General features: G+C 66.8%; 13 protein-coding genes. 4 read left to right on the top strand and 9 right to left on the bottom strand.

The window, feature by feature from the left end; genetic code table 11:
• Position 1: 1 nt before the first annotated feature.
• The gene (locus N826_RS23415) at positions 2 to 3,139 is read right to left on the bottom strand and encodes an efflux RND transporter permease subunit (RefSeq protein WP_044432782.1); all 3,138 of its coding nucleotides are present in this window, start codon (positions 3,137 to 3,139) and stop codon (positions 2 to 4) included.
• Complete coding sequence (locus N826_RS23410; protein WP_084721086.1) at positions 3,136 to 4,257, bottom strand: efflux RND transporter periplasmic adaptor subunit; 1,122 nt, start codon at positions 4,255 to 4,257, stop codon at positions 3,136 to 3,138. The genes N826_RS23415 and N826_RS23410 overlap by 4 nt, the downstream gene beginning before the upstream one ends.
• 356 nt (positions 4,258 to 4,613) lie before the next feature.
• Here N826_RS23410 and N826_RS23400 point away from each other — a divergent pair, with 356 nt between their 5' ends.
• Together N826_RS23400 and N826_RS23395 are read left to right on the top strand one after the other, a co-directional pair.
• On the top strand, positions 4,614 to 5,327 hold the full coding sequence (locus N826_RS23400; RefSeq protein ID WP_044432778.1) for a response regulator: 714 nt from the start codon (positions 4,614 to 4,616) through the stop codon (positions 5,325 to 5,327).
• A 14-nt stretch (positions 5,328 to 5,341) separates the two neighbouring features.
• Positions 5,342 to 6,643, top strand: a complete 1,302-nt coding sequence (locus N826_RS23395) for a sensor histidine kinase (RefSeq protein ID WP_044432850.1) — start codon at positions 5,342 to 5,344, stop codon at positions 6,641 to 6,643.
• On the opposite strand, the gene N826_RS23390 is transcribed toward N826_RS23395, so the two are convergent.
• The 5 genes from N826_RS23390 to N826_RS23370 form a co-directional block, all read right to left on the bottom strand.
• Entirely contained in the window at positions 6,623 to 7,573 is a 951-nt protein-coding gene (locus tag N826_RS23390) for an ABC transporter substrate-binding protein (RefSeq protein ID WP_169789406.1), read from the bottom strand. The two genes, N826_RS23395 and N826_RS23390, sit on opposite strands and share 21 nt — an antisense overlap.
• A gap of 241 nt (positions 7,574 to 7,814) precedes the next feature.
• Positions 7,815 to 8,744: an alpha/beta fold hydrolase gene (locus N826_RS23385; protein WP_244619673.1), complete on the bottom strand. Its 930-nt coding sequence runs from the start codon at positions 8,742 to 8,744 to the stop codon at positions 7,815 to 7,817.
• Between the two features lie 24 nt (positions 8,745 to 8,768).
• A complete protein-coding gene (locus N826_RS23380) occupies positions 8,769 to 12,602 on the bottom strand; it encodes a magnesium chelatase subunit H (RefSeq protein ID WP_280178489.1) in 3,834 nt (1,277 codons plus the stop codon).
• Positions 12,603 to 12,718: 116 nt separating this feature from the next.
• Positions 12,719 to 13,123, bottom strand: a complete 405-nt coding sequence (locus N826_RS23375; RefSeq protein ID WP_044432772.1) for a DUF4345 domain-containing protein — start codon at positions 13,121 to 13,123, stop codon at positions 12,719 to 12,721.
• A gap of 19 nt (positions 13,124 to 13,142) precedes the next feature.
• Positions 13,143 to 13,616: a methyltransferase family protein gene (locus N826_RS23370; protein WP_044432769.1), complete on the bottom strand. Its 474-nt coding sequence runs from the start codon at positions 13,614 to 13,616 to the stop codon at positions 13,143 to 13,145.
• A gap of 173 nt (positions 13,617 to 13,789) precedes the next feature.
• On the opposite strand from N826_RS23370, the gene N826_RS23365 reads away from it, so the two are divergent.
• Complete coding sequence (locus N826_RS23365) at positions 13,790 to 14,227, top strand: RusA family crossover junction endodeoxyribonuclease (RefSeq protein WP_211099358.1); 438 nt, start codon at positions 13,790 to 13,792, stop codon at positions 14,225 to 14,227.
• Entirely contained in the window at positions 14,224 to 14,883 is a 660-nt protein-coding gene (locus N826_RS23360; protein ID WP_147040943.1) for a hypothetical protein, read from the top strand. The genes N826_RS23365 and N826_RS23360 overlap by 4 nt, the downstream gene beginning before the upstream one ends.
• A 67-nt stretch (positions 14,884 to 14,950) precedes the next feature.
• On the opposite strand, the gene N826_RS23355 is transcribed toward N826_RS23360, so the two are convergent.
• Together N826_RS23355 and N826_RS40430 are read right to left on the bottom strand one after the other, a co-directional pair.
• Positions 14,951 to 15,247, bottom strand: a complete 297-nt coding sequence (locus N826_RS23355; protein WP_044432764.1) for a 2Fe-2S iron-sulfur cluster-binding protein — start codon at positions 15,245 to 15,247, stop codon at positions 14,951 to 14,953.
• 329 nt (positions 15,248 to 15,576) lie between these two features.
• Entirely contained in the window at positions 15,577 to 17,589 is a 2,013-nt protein-coding gene (locus N826_RS40430; protein WP_052831888.1) for a protoglobin domain-containing protein, read from the bottom strand.
• Positions 17,590 to 17,638: the final 49 nt, after the last annotated feature.

Raw genomic sequence — 17,638 nt, 5'->3', positions numbered from 1 at the left:
CTTAGATCGTCGGCTCGGCGTGTGCCGGCGTTTCCGCCCCGACCGCCAGCGGGCGCAGCCAGCGGCCGAGCAGGCGTTCCAGGTCGTCCATCACGGTGAAGAAGACCGGGACGTAGACGAGACTGAGCACCGTGGACGACAGCAGCCCGCCGATCACCGCGATCGCCATCGGCGCCCGCGTTTCCGCATCCGCTCCCCAGCCGAGGGCCAGCGGCAGCATGCCGGCCCCCATGGCGAGCGAGGTCATGACGATCGGCCGCGCCCGCTTGGCCGCCGCGTCGAGCAGCGCCGAGGTCCGGTCCAGCCCGTGTTCCGCCCGCGCCATCAGCGCGTAGTCGACCAGCAGGATCGAGTTCTTGGCGGCGATGCCCATCAGCAGCAGCAGCCCGATCAGGGCGGAGATCGCCAGCGCATGCCCCGACAGCAGCAGGAACCCCAGCGCTCCGCCGACCGACAGCGGCAGCGCCACCATGATCGTGACCGGCTGGATGAAGCTGCGGAACAGCAGGACCAGCGTCGCGTACATCAGGAAGATGCCTGCCGTGAGCGCCGTCGCGAAGCCGGTGAACAACTCCCGCATCCGCTCCTCGTCGCCGCGCTTCAGTTCGGTGACGCCCGGGGGCAGCGCCCGCATCGTCGGCAGCGCCGCAACCCGCGCGGATGCCTCGCCCAGCGTCAGGCCGGACAGGTTGGCTTCCACTGTGGCGCTCCGCCGCCTGTCCACCCGCAGGATGCTGGTCGGGCCGGCGCCGAAGCCGATCGCGGCTACCGAGCCGAGCGGCACGGTGGCCCGCGTTCCGGAAACCGGCAGCACGGCCAGACGGGACGGATCGTTCAGCGCGTCCTGCGGCAACGACGCCAGGATCGGGATCTGCCGGTCTCCCAGGTTGAATTTGGGCAGGTTGCGGTCGGTGTCGCCCAGCGTCGCCACCTGTACCGCCAGCGCTATGGCGGTCGGCGTCACGCCGACTTCCGCCGCGCGCGCGTCGTCCGGCCTGATGATCAGTTCCGGCCGCGAGATCGCCGAGGTGGAGGCCGGGTTCAGGAAGCCGGGCACCGACCGCATGTCGCGCAGCAGGGCGGCGCTTGCTGCATTCAGCGCCGCCGGGTCGTCGCCCGTCAGCGTCACCGAGACCTTCGCGCCGGACTGCCCATCCGCGCCGAACTGGATGCGGGCGCCGGGGATGTCGGCGAGCATCGCGGAAGCGCGCTTCTCGAACGCCTGCTGCGATACGCTCCGCTCCGCACGCGGCACGAGGTTCACCGTCAGGGTCGCCGAGCGGACCTCTCCGGCGGAAGCGGCCTTCGGCCCCATGCCGGCCGATGTCGGCGTCCCGATGGAGGCGAAGATCCCCGCCACCTCGGGTTCGCCCCGAAGCCGCGCCGTGATCCCCTGCACGACCGCGTCGGTTTCGGCCAGCGTGGCGCCGGGCGGCAGCTGGACCGAGACCAGCGAGCGTCCCCGGTCGGAGGCGGGCATGAAGTCCACCGGCAGCAGCCGCGCCAGTCCTATCGATCCGGCGAAGAACGCCACCCCCAGCGCCAGCGTGATCCAGCGCCGGTGCAGCGCCTTTCGCAGCAGCCAGAGATAGGCCGGGACCCATTTCGGCTCGTCGTCCCGGTGACCCTCCGCCCGGATCAGGAACGCCCCCATAAGCGGGGTAAGCATCCGCGCCACCAGCAGCGAGAAGGCCACGGAAACGCAGGTGGCGATGGCGAAGCTCTTGAAGATCTGGCCGGGGATGCCGGGCATGAAGGCGACCGGCAGAAAGACGGCGACGATGGTCCCGGTCGTCGCCACCACCGCCAGCCCGATCTCGTCGGCCGCCTCGATGGCGGCTTCCCAGGCGCGCTTGCCGCTGTGGCGCATGTGGCGGACGATGTTCTCGATCTCGACGATGGCGTCGTCCACCAGGATGCCGACCACCAGCGACAGCGCCAGCAGCGTGATGTTGTTCAGCGACAGGTCGAGCAGCCGCATCACCGCGAAGGTCGGGATCAGCGACAGCGGCAGCGCCACCGAGGAGATCAGGGTGGCGCGGATGTCGCGCAGGAACAGCCAGACGACGCCGATCGCCAGCAAGGCCCCGATCCACAGCGCCTCGACCGCGGCGGCATAGCTTTCGGCGACGAAGTACGACGATGAGGTGACCTCGCGGAAGGTCACGTCGGCACGGCTGCCGTCGAGCTTGGCGACCGCGGCGCGGACGGCCCCGGTCACGTCGATCTCGCTGGAGCCGACCGAGCGGAAGACGCTGAAGGCGACGACTTCCTTGCCGTCCAGCCGGGCGCGCTGGCGCGGCTCCTCCCAGCCGTCCCTGACGGTGCCGAGGTCCGCCAGCCGGACGCTGCCGCCGCCGCCGGCCAGCCTGACGCGGGTGTCGGCCAGGGCCGCCACGGTGGTGGCGCTGCCCAGCGTCCGGACCGACTGCTCCCGCCCGCCGACGCTGGCCCGGCCGCCGGGCTGGTTGACGTTGACGTCGGCCAGGGTGCGGCTGATTTCGTCCGCTCCGACGCCGAGCGCCGCCAGCCGGTCGGGGTCCAGTTCGATCCGGATGACGCGGTCGACGCCGCCTGAACGCTCGACCTTGGAGACGCCGTCCACCCCCAGCAAAGCCTTGCCGACATCGTTGTCGACGAACCAGCTCAAGCCGTCGGGAGCCATCGCCGGGGCTTCCACGACGAAGGTCAGGATCGCCCGCCCGGTATCGTCCATCCGCGCGATAACCGGGCTTTCGGCTCCGGCCGGCAGGTTGCCCTGGATGCCGGCGACGGCGTTCCGGACATCGTTGGTCGCACGGTCGACGTCGGTCCCCAGGATGAACCGGATCGTCGTCGTCGAGCTTCCCTCGCCGACGGTGGAGGAGATGTCGTCGACGTTGCCGACGCCGGCCACCGCGTTCTCGACGATCCGGGTGACCTGGGTCTCCAGTTCCGTGGGAGCGGCGCCCGACTGCGCCACGGTCACCGTGACCGTCGGCATGTCGATGTCGGGCATGTTGTTGGTGCGGAGGCCCATGAAGCCGAGCACGCCGGCGCCGGTCAGGAACAGGAACAGGACGACGGTCGGGACCGGATGGCGGATCGACCAGGAGGACAGGCCGTTCGACCAGCCACCGGTCTTTGACGAGCCGCTCATGGCGTTCCCTCCCCCGCATCCGCCTGCTGCGTGACGACCCGCACGACGTTCCCATCGTCCAGGAAGCCGGCGCCCGCGACGACGACGCTTTCGCCGCCGGCAAGGCCGCTCTCGATGGCGACACGTCCGCCGGCGCGGGCGCCGGTCTCGACGGTCCGCAGTTCGACCGCGCCGTCCGCGCCGACGGTGAATACCGCCGGCTGCCCGTCGCGCCAGACCAGCGATTGTTCCGCTACCGAAAGCACCATCCGCTCGTCGGCCTGGATCGTGACCCGGACGAACATGCCCTGGAGCAGGCGGGCGTCTTCCGGCAACGTCAGATACGCGGTGCCGAGGCGCGTCAGGGGATCGACCTTCGCCGCCATCGCCCGCACTTCGGCCCGGATCGTGCCACCGGCGGCGTCGGTCACGGTGGCGGCTTGGCCCGGCTTGACGGCTGTAATGTCCCGTTCCGGCACCAGGGCTTCGACCTCCAGCCGGTCGTCGCGCAGGATGCGGAACAGTTCGGTGCCGGTCTGGACGACCACGCCGAGCACGGCGGGCTTGGCGGTTATCGTGCCGGAAACGGGAGCCGTGACGCGGGTCTGGCCGAGCTTGACGTCCAGCAGGTCGAGCGCCGCCTTGGCCTGCGCCAGCTTGGCGCGGGCGGTGCGGGTCGCGGTGGCGCGCTCGTCCACCGTTTCCCGGCTGACGGCATTGGTCGCCGCCAGCTTCCGCGACCGTTCCTCAGCCAGCAGGGCATTGGCGAGGTTGGCTTCCGCCTCCTCGATCGCGGCCTTCTGCTGCGCCTTCTCAGCGGTCAGGCCGCTGTCGTCGAGCAGGGCCAGGACCTGACCGGCTTCTACCCGGTCTCCCTCCCCCACCCGGACGTCGACCAGGGCCAGACCGCTGATCCGCGCGCCCAGCACCAGTTCCTGCCAAGCCGCTACCGTGCCGGTGGCGGTGACGCGCGATGCCATGGCGGTGCGTTCCGCAGCCTGTACCGTGACGCCCAATCCGGTCGCCGGCTCGCCAGCCGGGGCAGTGTCGGCCGTCCTGTCGCTTGCTCCGGGCTGTCCGCAGGCGGCCAGCAACAGCAGCACGAGCGCCGCTCCGGCGCATCCTTTCGCAATCTTCAATTTTCTGTTCCCTCACGGACCCATGACGGACAGCGCCGTCGCGAGCATCATGATCAGAAGTCCCGCCATCGCCAGGACGGCGGCGGCCGTGACGGACCACTCCCTGACCCGATCACCCCTGCTTTCCATCGGCCGCATTACCTTTAAGTCGATCCAGCTCGCCCGATCCGATTCGATCGGTCCGGCGATAAAGCGGACCATAAGGGACGGTCATTGCGGCATTTCTTCAGTACGTTACGGAGGGTGACAGCCGGCGGCGGAATTGTTTCCGAACGTTGCCGCCCTGCCCGCCGACACGCTCCGTTGCAAAAATCCCGTCGCGGCGCGTAAGCCGGGCGGCGTATATACCAGGGGTGATGCAGACATCTCCTCATATTCTCGTCGTTGACGACGATCAGGAAATCCGGCGGCTGCTCGGCCGATACCTGGACAGCCAGGGATTCCGCGTGACGCTGGCCGCCGACCGGCGGGAGTTCGAGAAGGCGTTCCCCGACAGCCAAATCGATCTGGTCGTCCTGGACGTCATGCTGCCGGACGGCTCCGGCCTGGAGATATGCCGCAACCTGCGCGGTCAGCGGCAGTATGTTCCGATCATCCTCCTGACGGCCTTGAAGGAGGAGATAGACCGGATCATCGGCCTGGAAATCGGCGCCGACGATTATCTCGCCAAGCCCTTCAATCCGCGCGAACTGGTCGCCCGCATCCGCGCCGTGCTGCGGCGGGGCTGGGACGCGCCGGAACCGGTGACCGACAAGCTGTTCCGCTTCGTGGGCTTCACCGCCGACCCGGCGACCCGCCGCCTGACCGACCCTGCCGGCGAGGAGGTCGCCTTGACCGCCGGGGAGTTCGAGCTTCTGCGCGTCTTCCTCGAACGTCCCGGCCGCGTGCTGTCGCGCGACCAGCTGCTCGACCTGACGCAGGGACGGGAGAGCGACCCGTTCGGCCGCTCGATCGACGTGCTGGTCAGCCGTCTGCGCCGCAAGCTGGGTGATACCGGCAGCTTCCAGATCTTCAAGACGGTGCGGAACGGCGGCTATCAGCTTGCCGCGCGCGTCGAGACGTCGGATTGAACGCCTTGGAGTCCGTGCGCGCATCCTTGCGGACAAAGCTGGCGCTGGTGCTGGTCGTCGCCATCGTCGCGGTGGTCGGCCTTGCCACAAGCGTCACGATGGTCCTGGTCAAAAGCCCCGGACAGCTCCAGATCATGGACCCGATCGCCCGGCAGATCCGCCTGATTTCCGATCTTGCGGGCAGCAACGCCGCCGTCGCCGCGGATGGGCTGAAGTTCGATCCGGTCCCCCCGTCCGATCCCGTCTCGCCCCATTTCACGCAGGACCTGCGGGACGCCCTGGCGAGGACGGGCGAGCCGCTGCCGGTCGTCATCACCCGTCCGGAGCGCGGTGCCGCTCCCGGACGTCCGCCCATGAGCGTGTCGATCCCGGTGCCGGGGCGCGGCTGGCTGGTGATGCCGTTGCAGGAGCTGCCGCCGCCGGGACCGCCCTGGATGCTGCTGGTCGGCTACATGGCGCTGATCGCCGTCGGGGCCACGGCGGTCGCCCTGTTCGCCGCCGCCAAGATTTCCCGCCCGCTGGGCATGCTGGAACAGGCGATCACCAGCATCGGTCCCGACGGCAACCTGCCCCATCTGCCGGAAACCGGCCCGGAGGAAGTCAGGGCGACCGCGCAGGCTCTCAACCGCCTGTCGTCCCGCCTCAAGACGGCGATGGAAAGCAGGATGCGGCTGGTCGCCGCCGCCGGTCACGACCTGCGGACGCCGATGACGCGGCTACGCCTGCGGGCCGAGTTCCTGCCCGACGACGAGCGGGACCAATGGCTGAACGACCTGGAGGAACTGGACCGCATTGCCGACAGCGCCATCGGTCTGGTCCGGGAGGAGGCGGAGCCCGGATCGGACGAGCCCCTGGCGCTGGACCGCCTGGTTGCCGCCCTTGTCGACGATCTGGCAGGGCTTGGGATGACCGTGCGCCTGGGCGCGGTCGAGCCGGCCTGGACCAGGGCCGGTCCGCTGGCGCTCAAGCGGGCATTGCGCAACCTGATCATCAACGCCGCCACCCATGGCGGCGGCGCCACGGTCGAAGTCACGATACGGGACGAGGCCCCCACCGTCGTCATCGCCGACCGCGGCCCCGGCATTCCCCCCGCGCTCATCGAGCAGGTATTCGAACCGTTCTTCCGCGTCGATCCCGGCCGGCGCAAGCAGGTTCCCGGCGCCGGCCTGGGGCTGGCGATCGCGCGGGAGATCGTCGTGCGGAGCGGCGGCGGCATCGCAATCCGCAACCGCGACGGGGGCGGCCTGATCCAGACCGTGACGCTCGCCCCCGTGCCGTCGGAGTCGAGAGCGGCCTTACTGGATCAGGTTGGCTGAGCCGAGCAGTTCGACCGGGACCTGGACGCCCAGCTTCTGAACGCTGTTCATGTTGATGTACAGGGTCGGGGCGGTATCGACGATGACGGGTGTGTCCGCGATCTTGCGGCCCTTGAGCACGACGCCGGCGACGGCATCGGCGAGCAGTGCGCCCAGCTTCTCGTTGCTGGCGGTCATTCCGATCAGGGCGCCGTCCTTGACCGCCTTTTCATGATAGGTGAACACCGGCTTGTCGCCCGCCGCCGCGATGACCGCCTTGGCGTTGTCGATGATCATGGCCTGCCGGCCGATGACGAGCGCGTCGACTTCCGAAAGCTTCGCCTGGATGGCGGAGGCGATCTGGTCGGCGGATGGTACCGCGATCAGCTGGCAGGTCAGGGCTAGCTTGCGGCAGGCTTCCAGACTCGGGCCGGCTTCCGCCGCCGAACTGGCCTGACCGGCTTCCTGGACGAAGGCGAGCCGCTTCACCTTGGGCGTCAAGGCGATGAAGCTCTGCAACTGGATTTCCGGCGCGATGAAATACGAGGCCGCCGTATAGTTGCCTTCCGGCTTTTCCGGGTGTTCGATGAGGTCGAGTTCGGCCACGTTGTTGACCGATCCGAAGAAGGTCGGCTTCTTGGTCGGATTGGCCTTCACGTATTCGGCGGCATTCGACCGGAACAGGACGATGGCGTCCTTTTCGGTATCGAAGCGCTTCAGGATCGCGCCGAACTCCTCGTTGGTCGGGACTTCCTTGATGGTTTCGACCTTGAGGTCGGGCGCTATCGCGGTCAGCCGTTCCTTGAAGGCTTTTTCCCAGATCAGGATGGAGGCGGATTTGCCCGGCCAGGAAATGCCGATCTCCGCCGCATGAGCAACGCCAAAGGTCGCCGAAGCGAGAAATCCGGACGCGATTATACAGATGCGACCGAAGCCGGCTAATTTCTTCACGCTCATGCTTTTCCCCATACTTGGCTTTATTACAATATTGAAAGATATCGAACCAATATCTCTTCAATGACTTGCGCGATTAATACAAATAAATATAAAATGCTGAATACGTGGCGAACTGTCGCTATGCGAAGGGTTAGCGATCGGCATCAAGCTTGACTTGTGCGGACAGTGTTTGTTGAGCCACGGCCCAACCTATAGGCTCCTGCTTCGTAGGTTGGGCCGTGGCCCAACACTTGCCTTACCGCCGGAGAAACGCCGCCACGGGCTCCAGCGAGCGCGCCGGGTCTTCCTCCTGCGGGACGTGGCCCAGTCCGGGCAGCGTCGCGAGGGTGACGTCGGGCACCAGCCGCCGGTAATCGGCGGCGTTGGAGACCGGGATCATCGCGTCCTTCTCCCCCCACAGCAGGAGCGTCGGCGCTGCGATCCGGGGCAGCAGCGGTTCCGGGTCTTCCAGGACGGTTTGTTCCATCCGCGCGATCAGCGCGTCGCGGCCGCCCGGCGCCAGCATCAGGTCGTAGTAGCGGTCCAGGACGGCATCGGTCAGGCGTGAAGGATCGCCGTAGGCGGGGCTCAAGTTCATGCGCAGCATCGGCTTGGGCAGGACGTAGCGCATCAGGCGGATCAGCCTGGGAACCTCGGGTTTCACGCCATACTGGAACCCCGCACTGGCGAAGCCGTCCGGCGAGACCAGGACGAGCTTGTCGGTGCGATCAGGCTGCCCGCCGGCAAATTTCCAGGCGATCCTGCCGCCGATGGAGTTGCCGATCAGGCTGGCGCGCCGGACGCCAAGACCATCCATCAGGGCCGTGAGCACCTGGAGGCTGCGCCGGTCGGTATAGTCGCCGGTCGGATCGGGTTCGCTCAGGCCCGAACCGGGCAGGTCGAACCGGATGACCCGGTACTCGGCGGAGAGCGTTCGCGCCCAGTCCTCCCAGGTGTGCAGGCTGGAACCGAAGCCGTGGATCAGGATGACGGCCGGCGCGTCCCTGGGTCCCGTATCCCGGACGTGCAGGCGGACCCCGGCTACGTCGCGCAGGTCGCCGGGCGATGCCAGGTACCGGCTTTCCAGGTCGGCGCGCGGCTTGTCCGGCGTCCACAGCCACAGCGCACCGCCGACGACCGCCGCCATGGGGACCGCCAGCAAGGGCCGCAGCCTGCGCATCCTCATGATCCGGGCCTCACGATCCAGGCCTCAAGCCGCCGCCTCGACCGAAACGCCTTCGATGCAGTCCTCCAAATCCTCGCTGGCCTTGCGAAGGGCGTCGAAGGTCGCGGCATCGGGCGTCCAGTAGTGGCGCTCATGGGCTTCGAGCAGCCGGTTCGTCAATTTCAGCGACGCCGTGGGGTTCAGCTCGGTCAGGCGATTGCGCATCGCGGGATCGAGGACGAAGGTCTCGGTGATCTGCTGATAGATCCAGGGCGCTACCTCGCTGGTGGTCGCGGACCAGCCCATGGTGTTGGAGACGTGTTCCTCGATCTGGCGGACGCCTTCGTAGCCGTGGCTCAGCATGCCTTCGTACCACTTGGGGTTCAGCGTACGCGTCCGCGTTTCCAGCGCCACCTGTTCGCCCAGCGTCCGGACGACGCCGTCGCCGCGCGTCTGGTCGCCGATATAGATCGGGGCCGACTGCCCGCCCTTGGCGGCCTTGACGGCGCGGCTGATGCCGCCGAGCGTATCGAAATAGTGATCGACGGTGGTCACGCCGAGTTCGACCGAGTCGAGGTTCTGGTACGCCAGATCGACGCCGGCCAGGACGCTCTTCAGCAGCGCCGTGCGCTGGACCGGGTGCCCGGCGCGGCCATAGGCGAAGCTCTTGCGCTTGTAGTAGGTTTCCGCCAGCTCGCTTTCGTCTTCCCAGGCGCCGCATTCGATCAGGTGGTTGACGTTCGACCCATAGGCGCCGTCGGCATTGCCGAAGACGCGGAGCGAGGCGGTTTCCAGATCGCCGCCGTGCTCCTGAACGTATTGAAGCGCGTGCTTGCGGACGAAGTTCAGTTCGCAGGGCTCGTCCGCCGAGGCGGCCAGGAACGAGGCTTCCGCCAGCAGCTTGATCTGGAGCGGCAGCAGGTCGCGGAAGATGCCGGACAGCGTGCTGATGACGTCGATGCGCGGACGCCCCAGCTCCTCCAGCGGGATCAGGGTGGCGCCGGCCAGCCGGCCGTAGCCGTCGAAACGCGGGCGCACGCCCATCAGGGCGAGCACCTGTGCGATCGGAGCGCCCTCGTTCTTCAAATTGTCGGTGCCCCACAGGACGATCGCGACGGTTTCCGGCATGGGCAGGCCGTCGGCGCGGTGGCGGGCGATGATCCGCTCCGCCTGCCGGGCGCCGTCCTCGACAGCGAAGGCGCTGGGGATGCGGAAGGGATCGAAGCCATGGAGGTTGCGGCCGGTCGGCAGGATCGCCGGCGTGCGCAGCAGGTCGCCGGCGGGAGCGGGACGGATGAAGCGGCCGTCGAGCGCCCGCAGGATCGCGGTGATCTCGTGGTCTTCGGCCAGCCAGCGGTCGGTGTCGGCAAGGTTCGTCAGGACGGCGAGGCCATGGTCGTCGGGCGTCAGCCCGCTGAGTTCCAGTGCGGCTTCCGGCGCCATGCCGTCGACGATGGCTGTCAAGGCAGCCCGGTCGGGACGAGCACCGTGGGCGGCGTCGGCCACCGCCTCCAGCATCTCGACCCGCTGGTCCCGTGTCGGCGGGGCGCCGACGACATGCAACCCGTGGGGGATCAGGGTATATTCAAGCTCCAGCACCTGCGCGCCGAGCCGCTGGATGCGGGGTCCGGCATCGCCGGTCCAGGCCGGCTCGGCTTCCGCCAGTTCGACCAGGGCGGCCTGGGCCTGGATCAGCATCGCAAGGTCGTCGCGCTCCAGGTCAGCCTCGGGATCGAGGCTCCGCCAGCGGTCGATCGACGATTTTAGCTCGATCAGCCCGCGATATAGGCCGGCATGGGCGATCGGCGGCGTCAGGTAGCTGATGAGGGTCGCGGACGCACGGCGCTTGGCGAGAGCCCCTTCCGACGGGTTGTTGGCGGCGTAGAGGTACAGGCTGGGCAGGTCGCCGATCAGGCGATCGGGCCAGTCCTTGGCCGACATGCCGGCCTGCTTGCCCGGCATGAATTCCAGCGCGCCGTGGGTGCCGAAATGGAGCACGGCATGGGCCTGGAAGTCCTCGCGCAGCCAGCGGTAGAAGGCGGAGAACGCGTGGGTCGGGGCGAACCCCTTCTCGAACAGCAGGCGCATCGGGTCGCCCTCGTAGCCGAAGGCGGGCTGGAGGCCGACGAAGACGTTGCCGAACTGCGCGCCCAGCACGAAGACCGACGCGCCGTCGCTCTGGTGCTTGCCAGGGGCCGGTCCCCACTGCGCCTCAATCTCGCTCAGCCAGGGATCGCGCCGCACCATCTCATCGGCCGGCACCCTGACATGGACATTCGCGAGAGCCCCGAAGCGCCCGCGATTGCCTTCGATGATGCGATCGCGAAGGGCGTCAACGGTCGGCGGCAGGTCGACCGCATAGCCTTCCGCCTTCATGGCGGTCAGCGTCCGGTGCAGCGAGTCGAAGACGGCGAGATAGGCGGCTGTCCCGGCGTTGCCGGCGTTGGGCGGAAAGTTGAACAGGACGACGGCGATCCTGCGTTCGGCAAGCCTGGTCCGCCGCAGCGTCACCAGCTTGTCCACCCGCGCCGCCAGCATGCCGGCGCGCTCGATGCAGGCGTGCATGTCGCGGCCGTTGGTGCTCGACGCGAAGACGCAACCCCTGTGGCAGCCGGTGCAGGGCCGTCCGGAGTTGTCGGAGCGTCCGCCGAACACAATGGGTCCGGTGGCGCCGTCCAGTTCGGGGATCGCCACCATGATGGTCGACTCGACCGGCATCAGCCCGCGCTCGGAAGCGCCCCACTGCTCCAGCGTCTGCAACTCGGCCGGATGGGCCGCGATATAAGGCACGTCGAGCTTCGCCAGCATCTCCTCCGCCGCATGGGCGTCGTTATAGGCCGGGCCGCCGACGAGGGAGAAGCCGGTCAGCGACACCATCGCGTCGATGACGGGACGGCCGTCCTTCAGGAAGAACTCCTCGATCGCGGGACGCGAATCGAGACCCGACGCGAAAGCCGGGATGACGCGGAGGCCACGCGCTTCCAGCGCTTCGATCACGCCGTCGTAATGGGCGGCATTGCCGGCCAGCATATAGGAACGCAGGCCGAGGACGCCGACGGTGCCCCGTTCGGTGCGGGCCAGGGGCAGCAGGTCGGCCGTCGCGGAAATCCGCCCCTTCATGCGGGGATGGTAGACACCGGTATCCGGATAGGCGATGGGAGCCGCCACCTTGACCGCTCCGCGCAGGCTCTGCCGGGCGCCGCCGGCATAGCGGTCGATCAGCATGCGGATCATGTTGACGACATTGTCGTCGGAACCGGCCAGCCAGTATTGCAGGGTCAGGAAATAGGCCCGGACATCCTGCGCGGTCCCTGGAATGAACCGGAGGATCTTGGGCAGGCGCTTCAGCATCTTCATCTGGCGGGCGCCGGCGCTGGCGTTCCTGTCCTTGCCGTTGCCGCGAAGGCGCTTGAGCATCCCCATCAGGCCGCTCGGCTGGCTGTCCATCGTGAAGCGGCCGATGCGGGTCAGCGTAGTCACTTCGCTGGCGGACAGGATGCAGATCAGCGCGTCGCAGGTGTCGCGCCGGGCCTTGAGGTCGGCTAGGATCTCGCGGTAGTGGTCTTCCATGAACAGCATGGCGCAGATGACGATGTCACCGGCCGCGATATCCGCCCGGCATCGCGCCAGTGCCGCGGGATCGTCGCCCCATTCGGTGGCGGCATGCAGGCGCAGCGTCAGACCGGGAAAATCGTCGAGCAGGCGCCGGTAGGCCCGTTCGGTAGCGCTGGCAAGATGGGTGTCCATCGTAACGATGACGACGGTGATCGGCACGGCATCGATCGGGATGGCATCGGTCGGGATAGCTGTGATCGGCACGGCATTGGCCGGAGTTGCGCCTTTTGAGGAAACCGGCTTCGTCATGGCATCTACCCGCATCGCGTTCGCTCCCGGATTCATCCGGCATTCATTGGCCGCCGATGAACTTCGGATATTGTCATGTTAAGTTGACGTCTAGTCAAGTTAACACTTTGCCGGTGAGACGGGAGGGGTATTCAGCCGCCGCCGCCGCTGCGACTCGCGACGCTCCACTGCCAGATCAGAAGCGCCGGCATCACGCCCAGTTCCATCCCCAGCCCGGCGAGATGCGGCAGCGACGGAACCCCATGGACCGCCATCGACAGCGCCCGCGCCAGTCCGCCGCAGACCACCAGCGCACCGGCAAGCCGGAAGCGTCCCGAACGGCGCTCGATCGCGGGAACGGTCGAAATGAACACGACTCCGAGCGCCAGGAAGATGCCGGACAGGTAGCGGAAATGGCTGTCGAGATCGACCGGGACCGCCAAGGCGGCATCCACCATCGCCGGCCCCAGCAGCACGCCCGCCGCCCCCGCTCCGATCGGGATCAGGCTCAGCACGGCGACGGCCGCCTGGAGCGACCGGCGCGACAGGTCTTTCATGGTCGGATATCCTTTCCGGTCAGAACCAGCGCCGGACGCGCTTCTGGAAGGCAGGGTAGTCGATCGGGAACTTGGACGTGAGGTAGCGTTCCTCCCGCGCGATCACCCCGTAGCGGATTACCACAAGGAACGGAACGAGCATCAGCAGCAGCGTGACGCTGTCGAAGATCAGCGACAGCCCGACATGCATCAGCGCCATGCCCAGGTACATCGGGTTGCGCGTGTAACGATAGACCCCGCCGGTGACCAGTGCCGTGGACGGCTTCCACGGCTCGACATGCGTGCCGGCCTTGCCGAACAGACGTATGGCGGAGAGAGCGATAGCCAGCGCCGCCACGATAAGCAGACCGCCTGACGCGTACCGGATGCCGGGGCTCAGGCCGAAACCGATTGGAAAGACCCAGTGGTGCAGCGCCAGCCCGATCGCCACGGCGCCCGCGAACAGCAGCGGCGGCGGTGCGATCACGCCGGCCTTGTCGGTGGTCGAGGTCATGTTTCCACTCCGTCTTATGCTGCCTTGGGTAGAATTTTTTCTCTGTAAGCACGTTTGAGAAGATTATTCGTATCTTTTGGCACGATATAGGTGAGAATCGAGCATGCACACCATTGAAACCGCTTTGATTTATGGCTAGTAGGGCAAATGACGCCATGGCACCCGGAGCCGGAATGTCCAGCATGGAAGGCATGGCTGTGGAGCTTGATTTTCCTCTGGAATTCGTTGTTTCGGGCACGGCAGTCTCTCACCAGGCAAAGCGACGGGAGTCCGTCGATCGATGGAAATCCAGGATCAGAGACGCCACCGTCGAAGTTCTACCCGAAGGTCATTTCGCGACCGGCGGTCCGGTATCGGTTACGCTTTTCTATTTTCCTGGCTCTGAAATGGCGGGCGACATAGACAACATCGTCAAGCCGATCCTGGATGCTCTTTGTCAGCATATCTATATGGATGACGATCAGGTCGAGAGGGTTCTGGTTCAGAAATTCGAGCCGGAGAAGATGTTTCAGTTCGGTTCTCCTTCCTCGATCCTGGAAGGAGCGATTGTTGGTGACAAGCCCCTTCTTTATGTGCGTCTTTCTGACAACCCGTTTGAGGAGCTCGAATGATGGCTTCGCTCGACAGCAGTTCGGAACGATCAATCCTGGAGAGTCTGGTTCCGACACTGCAAGCCGAAGGCTATCACGTCCTCGTGCAGCCCCCGCCCTTCGTGCTTCCGCCCTTCATGGGCAGCTATCGTCCTGATGCGGTAGCTTTGAAGCCGGGCAAGAACATCGCGATCGAAGTCGTTTCGCCTGTCCGACCGGGAACTGGAAAAACGAAAAAGCTTCAGGAGCTTTTTTCGCCGCATCGCGATTGGGAATTCCGAATCTATTATGCGCCGTCAAGCAATGCCGATCCGGCAATCGGGGTGGCGACCAAGGAAAGCATTAGTCAGGTACTCGCTGGCCTTTCCCAGATCATGGACACGGCGGGCGGAGTGCCCGCGCTCTTGACCGCCTGGGCCGCTTTCGAAGCGGCGGGACGTGTTCTGGCCCCAGACCTGCTGGCCCGTCCCCAGACGCCCTTGCGCCTGCTGGAGGTGCTGGCTTCCGAAGGTTACCTGACGCCGGAGGAGACGGACACGATGCGCGAGATCCTTCACGTGCGGAACAGGGCCGCGCATGGCGACTTCAACGTCGCCGTCGGCAGCGAGCACCTGGACCGGATCATGGAGACGATACGCTCCCTCCTTGCACTGTGGCCGGATCACAAAGCGTCGTGATCCGATCGAAAGACCAAGTCCCCCCGACGCATCGGCGCGCCGGGGGGACTTGGCGCGGCCCGATGGCTCAGATGAAGCTGAGGATCTCGACCGTGACGTTTTCGGTGCCGAGGCGGGCCTGACAGGCGAGACGCGACGGCGTCGCGACGCCGACGATGGTGTCCAGCTTTTCGTTCTCCAGGCGCTGGATCTTGGTCAGCGTCTTGCGTCCTTCCGGGACGTAGATGTGGCATTGGCCGCACTTGGCCTCGCCGCCGCACTTGTGGGTGAACTTCTCACCCGAAGCGACGATCGCTTCCAGAAGGGTCGAACCCTCGGCGGCCTCGATGGTCTTGCCCGACGGCTTGAGTGTCACTATCGGCATGTCGCTACTCCATTGTTCAAGATGATCGTGTTCGGGACATCCGGGAAAGCCGGCTTCCCCGTCAGGCCCAGCCTTCCGAGCAAGCGACATGCTTCCAGCGCTCTGGGCGGAGTCTGTTGGACCGTCGCCCGGTTTCATTAGGCGGACAAGGTTCGATGCAAGCTGTGCGCCACAGGGAAAAGCCTCTTCTTGTCAGTACCTTAGGGTGAAACACCATCGCGCGGCCAGGAATGCGCCTGCCGCCTTGTCGCCTTGGCGACAAGGATTGTCGGGATGCTGCCCGGCTTGTCGTGCTGCGCGGTCCGGCGTCCCGGAACAAGCATGACCGGTCAGGCGGCGGCCGCCGCAGCACTTTGGACGAACTCGGCTCCCAGGCGGTCGAGCAGGTCGATTACCTGCCGCGACAGCCGTTCCAGATCGGCCATGCGCTGGGCGGCCTCCGCTGGGCGGCCTTCCGTCAGCGAGACGAGCACGTCGCGGCCCTTGCGGTGGACGTCCCGGTGCGGTTCGAGCAGGCCGGCGAACGCCGTCAGCCCGATCATCGTCTCGTCGGAGACGTTGTCGTACCAGCGGCCGAGCCGGCAGGTATGGTGCGTGCTGAGTTCCGCCGGAGCGAGCTTGATCTCCCCCCTGACGGCTTCGGCGATACGGGCGACGAAGACGCGGTGATCGTTCTTGGTCGTTTCGATCAGGCGGCCGATGCTGGCCTTGGACAGGGATTCCACCTGAGCCGGCGGCAGCATCGTCTTCGTGAACCGCAGGTGATGGTAGCCGTTGGTGCAGGCTACCGTGACGGCATCCAGCCGGATGCCTTCCGACGGTATGGACAGCGTAACCAGGGTATCCGGCTTGCACGGCGTATCGCTGGCGACCATCGTGCCGTCTTCCGACAGGTCGTGCAGGATGACCTTCTCGATCCGCCCCGCCACGGCGACTTCGGCGTCGATCATGGCGGCGTGGCGGCGCCTGGTGCGGCGGTCCGCGATCCTGGACGACGTGCGGACCGCCTTGACCAGCAGCTTCCGCATGCTGGTCATCGACTCCTCCATCCGCCCCGCGCTTTCGTTGACGGCGTGGGACGCCTCGTCGGCGCGGCCGACGCTGCCGGCGACCGATTCCATGAGATCGTTGACGTCGCCAGCGCGGGCCGCCGTGACGTTGACGTTGCGGGCGATCTCGCTGGTGGCCGCCGTCTGTTCCTCCACCGCCGCCGAGATCCCGGCGGCGACCTCGTCCATCTCGGCGATCGCGTGGGAGACCTCGTCGATCATGCCGACGGTATCGCGGGTGACTTTCTGGATGGTGGCGACGCGGCTGGTGATGTCCTCCGCCGACCGCGCCGACTGGCTGGCGAGGTTCTTGACCTCGCCGGCTACGACGGCGAAACCCTTGCCCGCTTCCCCCGCGCGGGCCGCCTCGATCGTGGCGTTGAGCGCCAGCAGGTTGGTCTGGGCCGCGATCTCTCCGATGATCTCGACCACGCGCCCGATCTCCTCCGCGGCAAGGCCGAGCCGGTCCACGACGGCGCGGGCCTCGCTCATCCGGGTGACGGCGCCGCGGGCGGCGTGCGACGAACGGCCGACCTGCCCCGCGATCTCCGCGATGGAGGCGTGAAGTTCCTCCGCCGCCGACGCGACGGTCTGCGCCGACACCAGCGCCTCGTTGGCGGCGCCCGACGCCGCTTCGGTGTCGTGGCCGACCGAAACGGTGACGCCGGTCATCGTATGGGCACTGGTCACGAGGTCGCCGGTCAGGTTGGAGACGCTTTCGATCGTGTCCATCACCTGATGGTCGATGCGCTCGATCATGATGTTGACCGCTTCTTCCCGCTCGGCGGACAGGGCGTCCCAATAGGTGGACATGGCGACCTCCATGTCGAGCAGCACGGCGCGGCTGACGGCGCCGAGCGTCTCGGCGATGGTGCGGCGGCTGCCCGCGGTGCTCAGGAAGCTGCCCTGGGAAACGGCGACGGCGGCCAGCAACTCCCCCAGCACGAAGGCGTAGCCCGACACGTACCACTGCGGCGTCAGACCGATGCGATGATGCGTGAAGCCGATGCGCCGGGCGGAGGACTGGTACGAGGCGTCGAAGTTTCCGTCGAACAGCACGGCCCAGTGCTTCGCCTGGGCGTCCTTGGCACAACGCACCGCCTCCGCCGAGCCGAACTTTTCCGCCAGTTCCGGGGTGGACATTGTTCGTTCGTAGAACTGATCAAGTATCCCCGGCAACGCCTTCAGAATAGTCGGCCGGACCATGCGAAGGAGAACGGAACTATCCGCATCCATGCCGCTATATGCGATCTGCCGGTCGAGATCCACGCGATTGCTTTCCGAGAGCGCCATAGGTTCCTCCAGTTCTTTTGGCGCATTTATCACAAAGAGTCTTAATGCT

Source organism: Skermanella aerolata KACC 11604 (genome assembly GCF_000936425.1).
Lineage (GTDB): Bacteria > Pseudomonadota > Alphaproteobacteria > Azospirillales > Azospirillaceae > Skermanella > Skermanella aerolata.
This window is presented reverse-complemented; position numbering and strand designations above follow the sequence as displayed.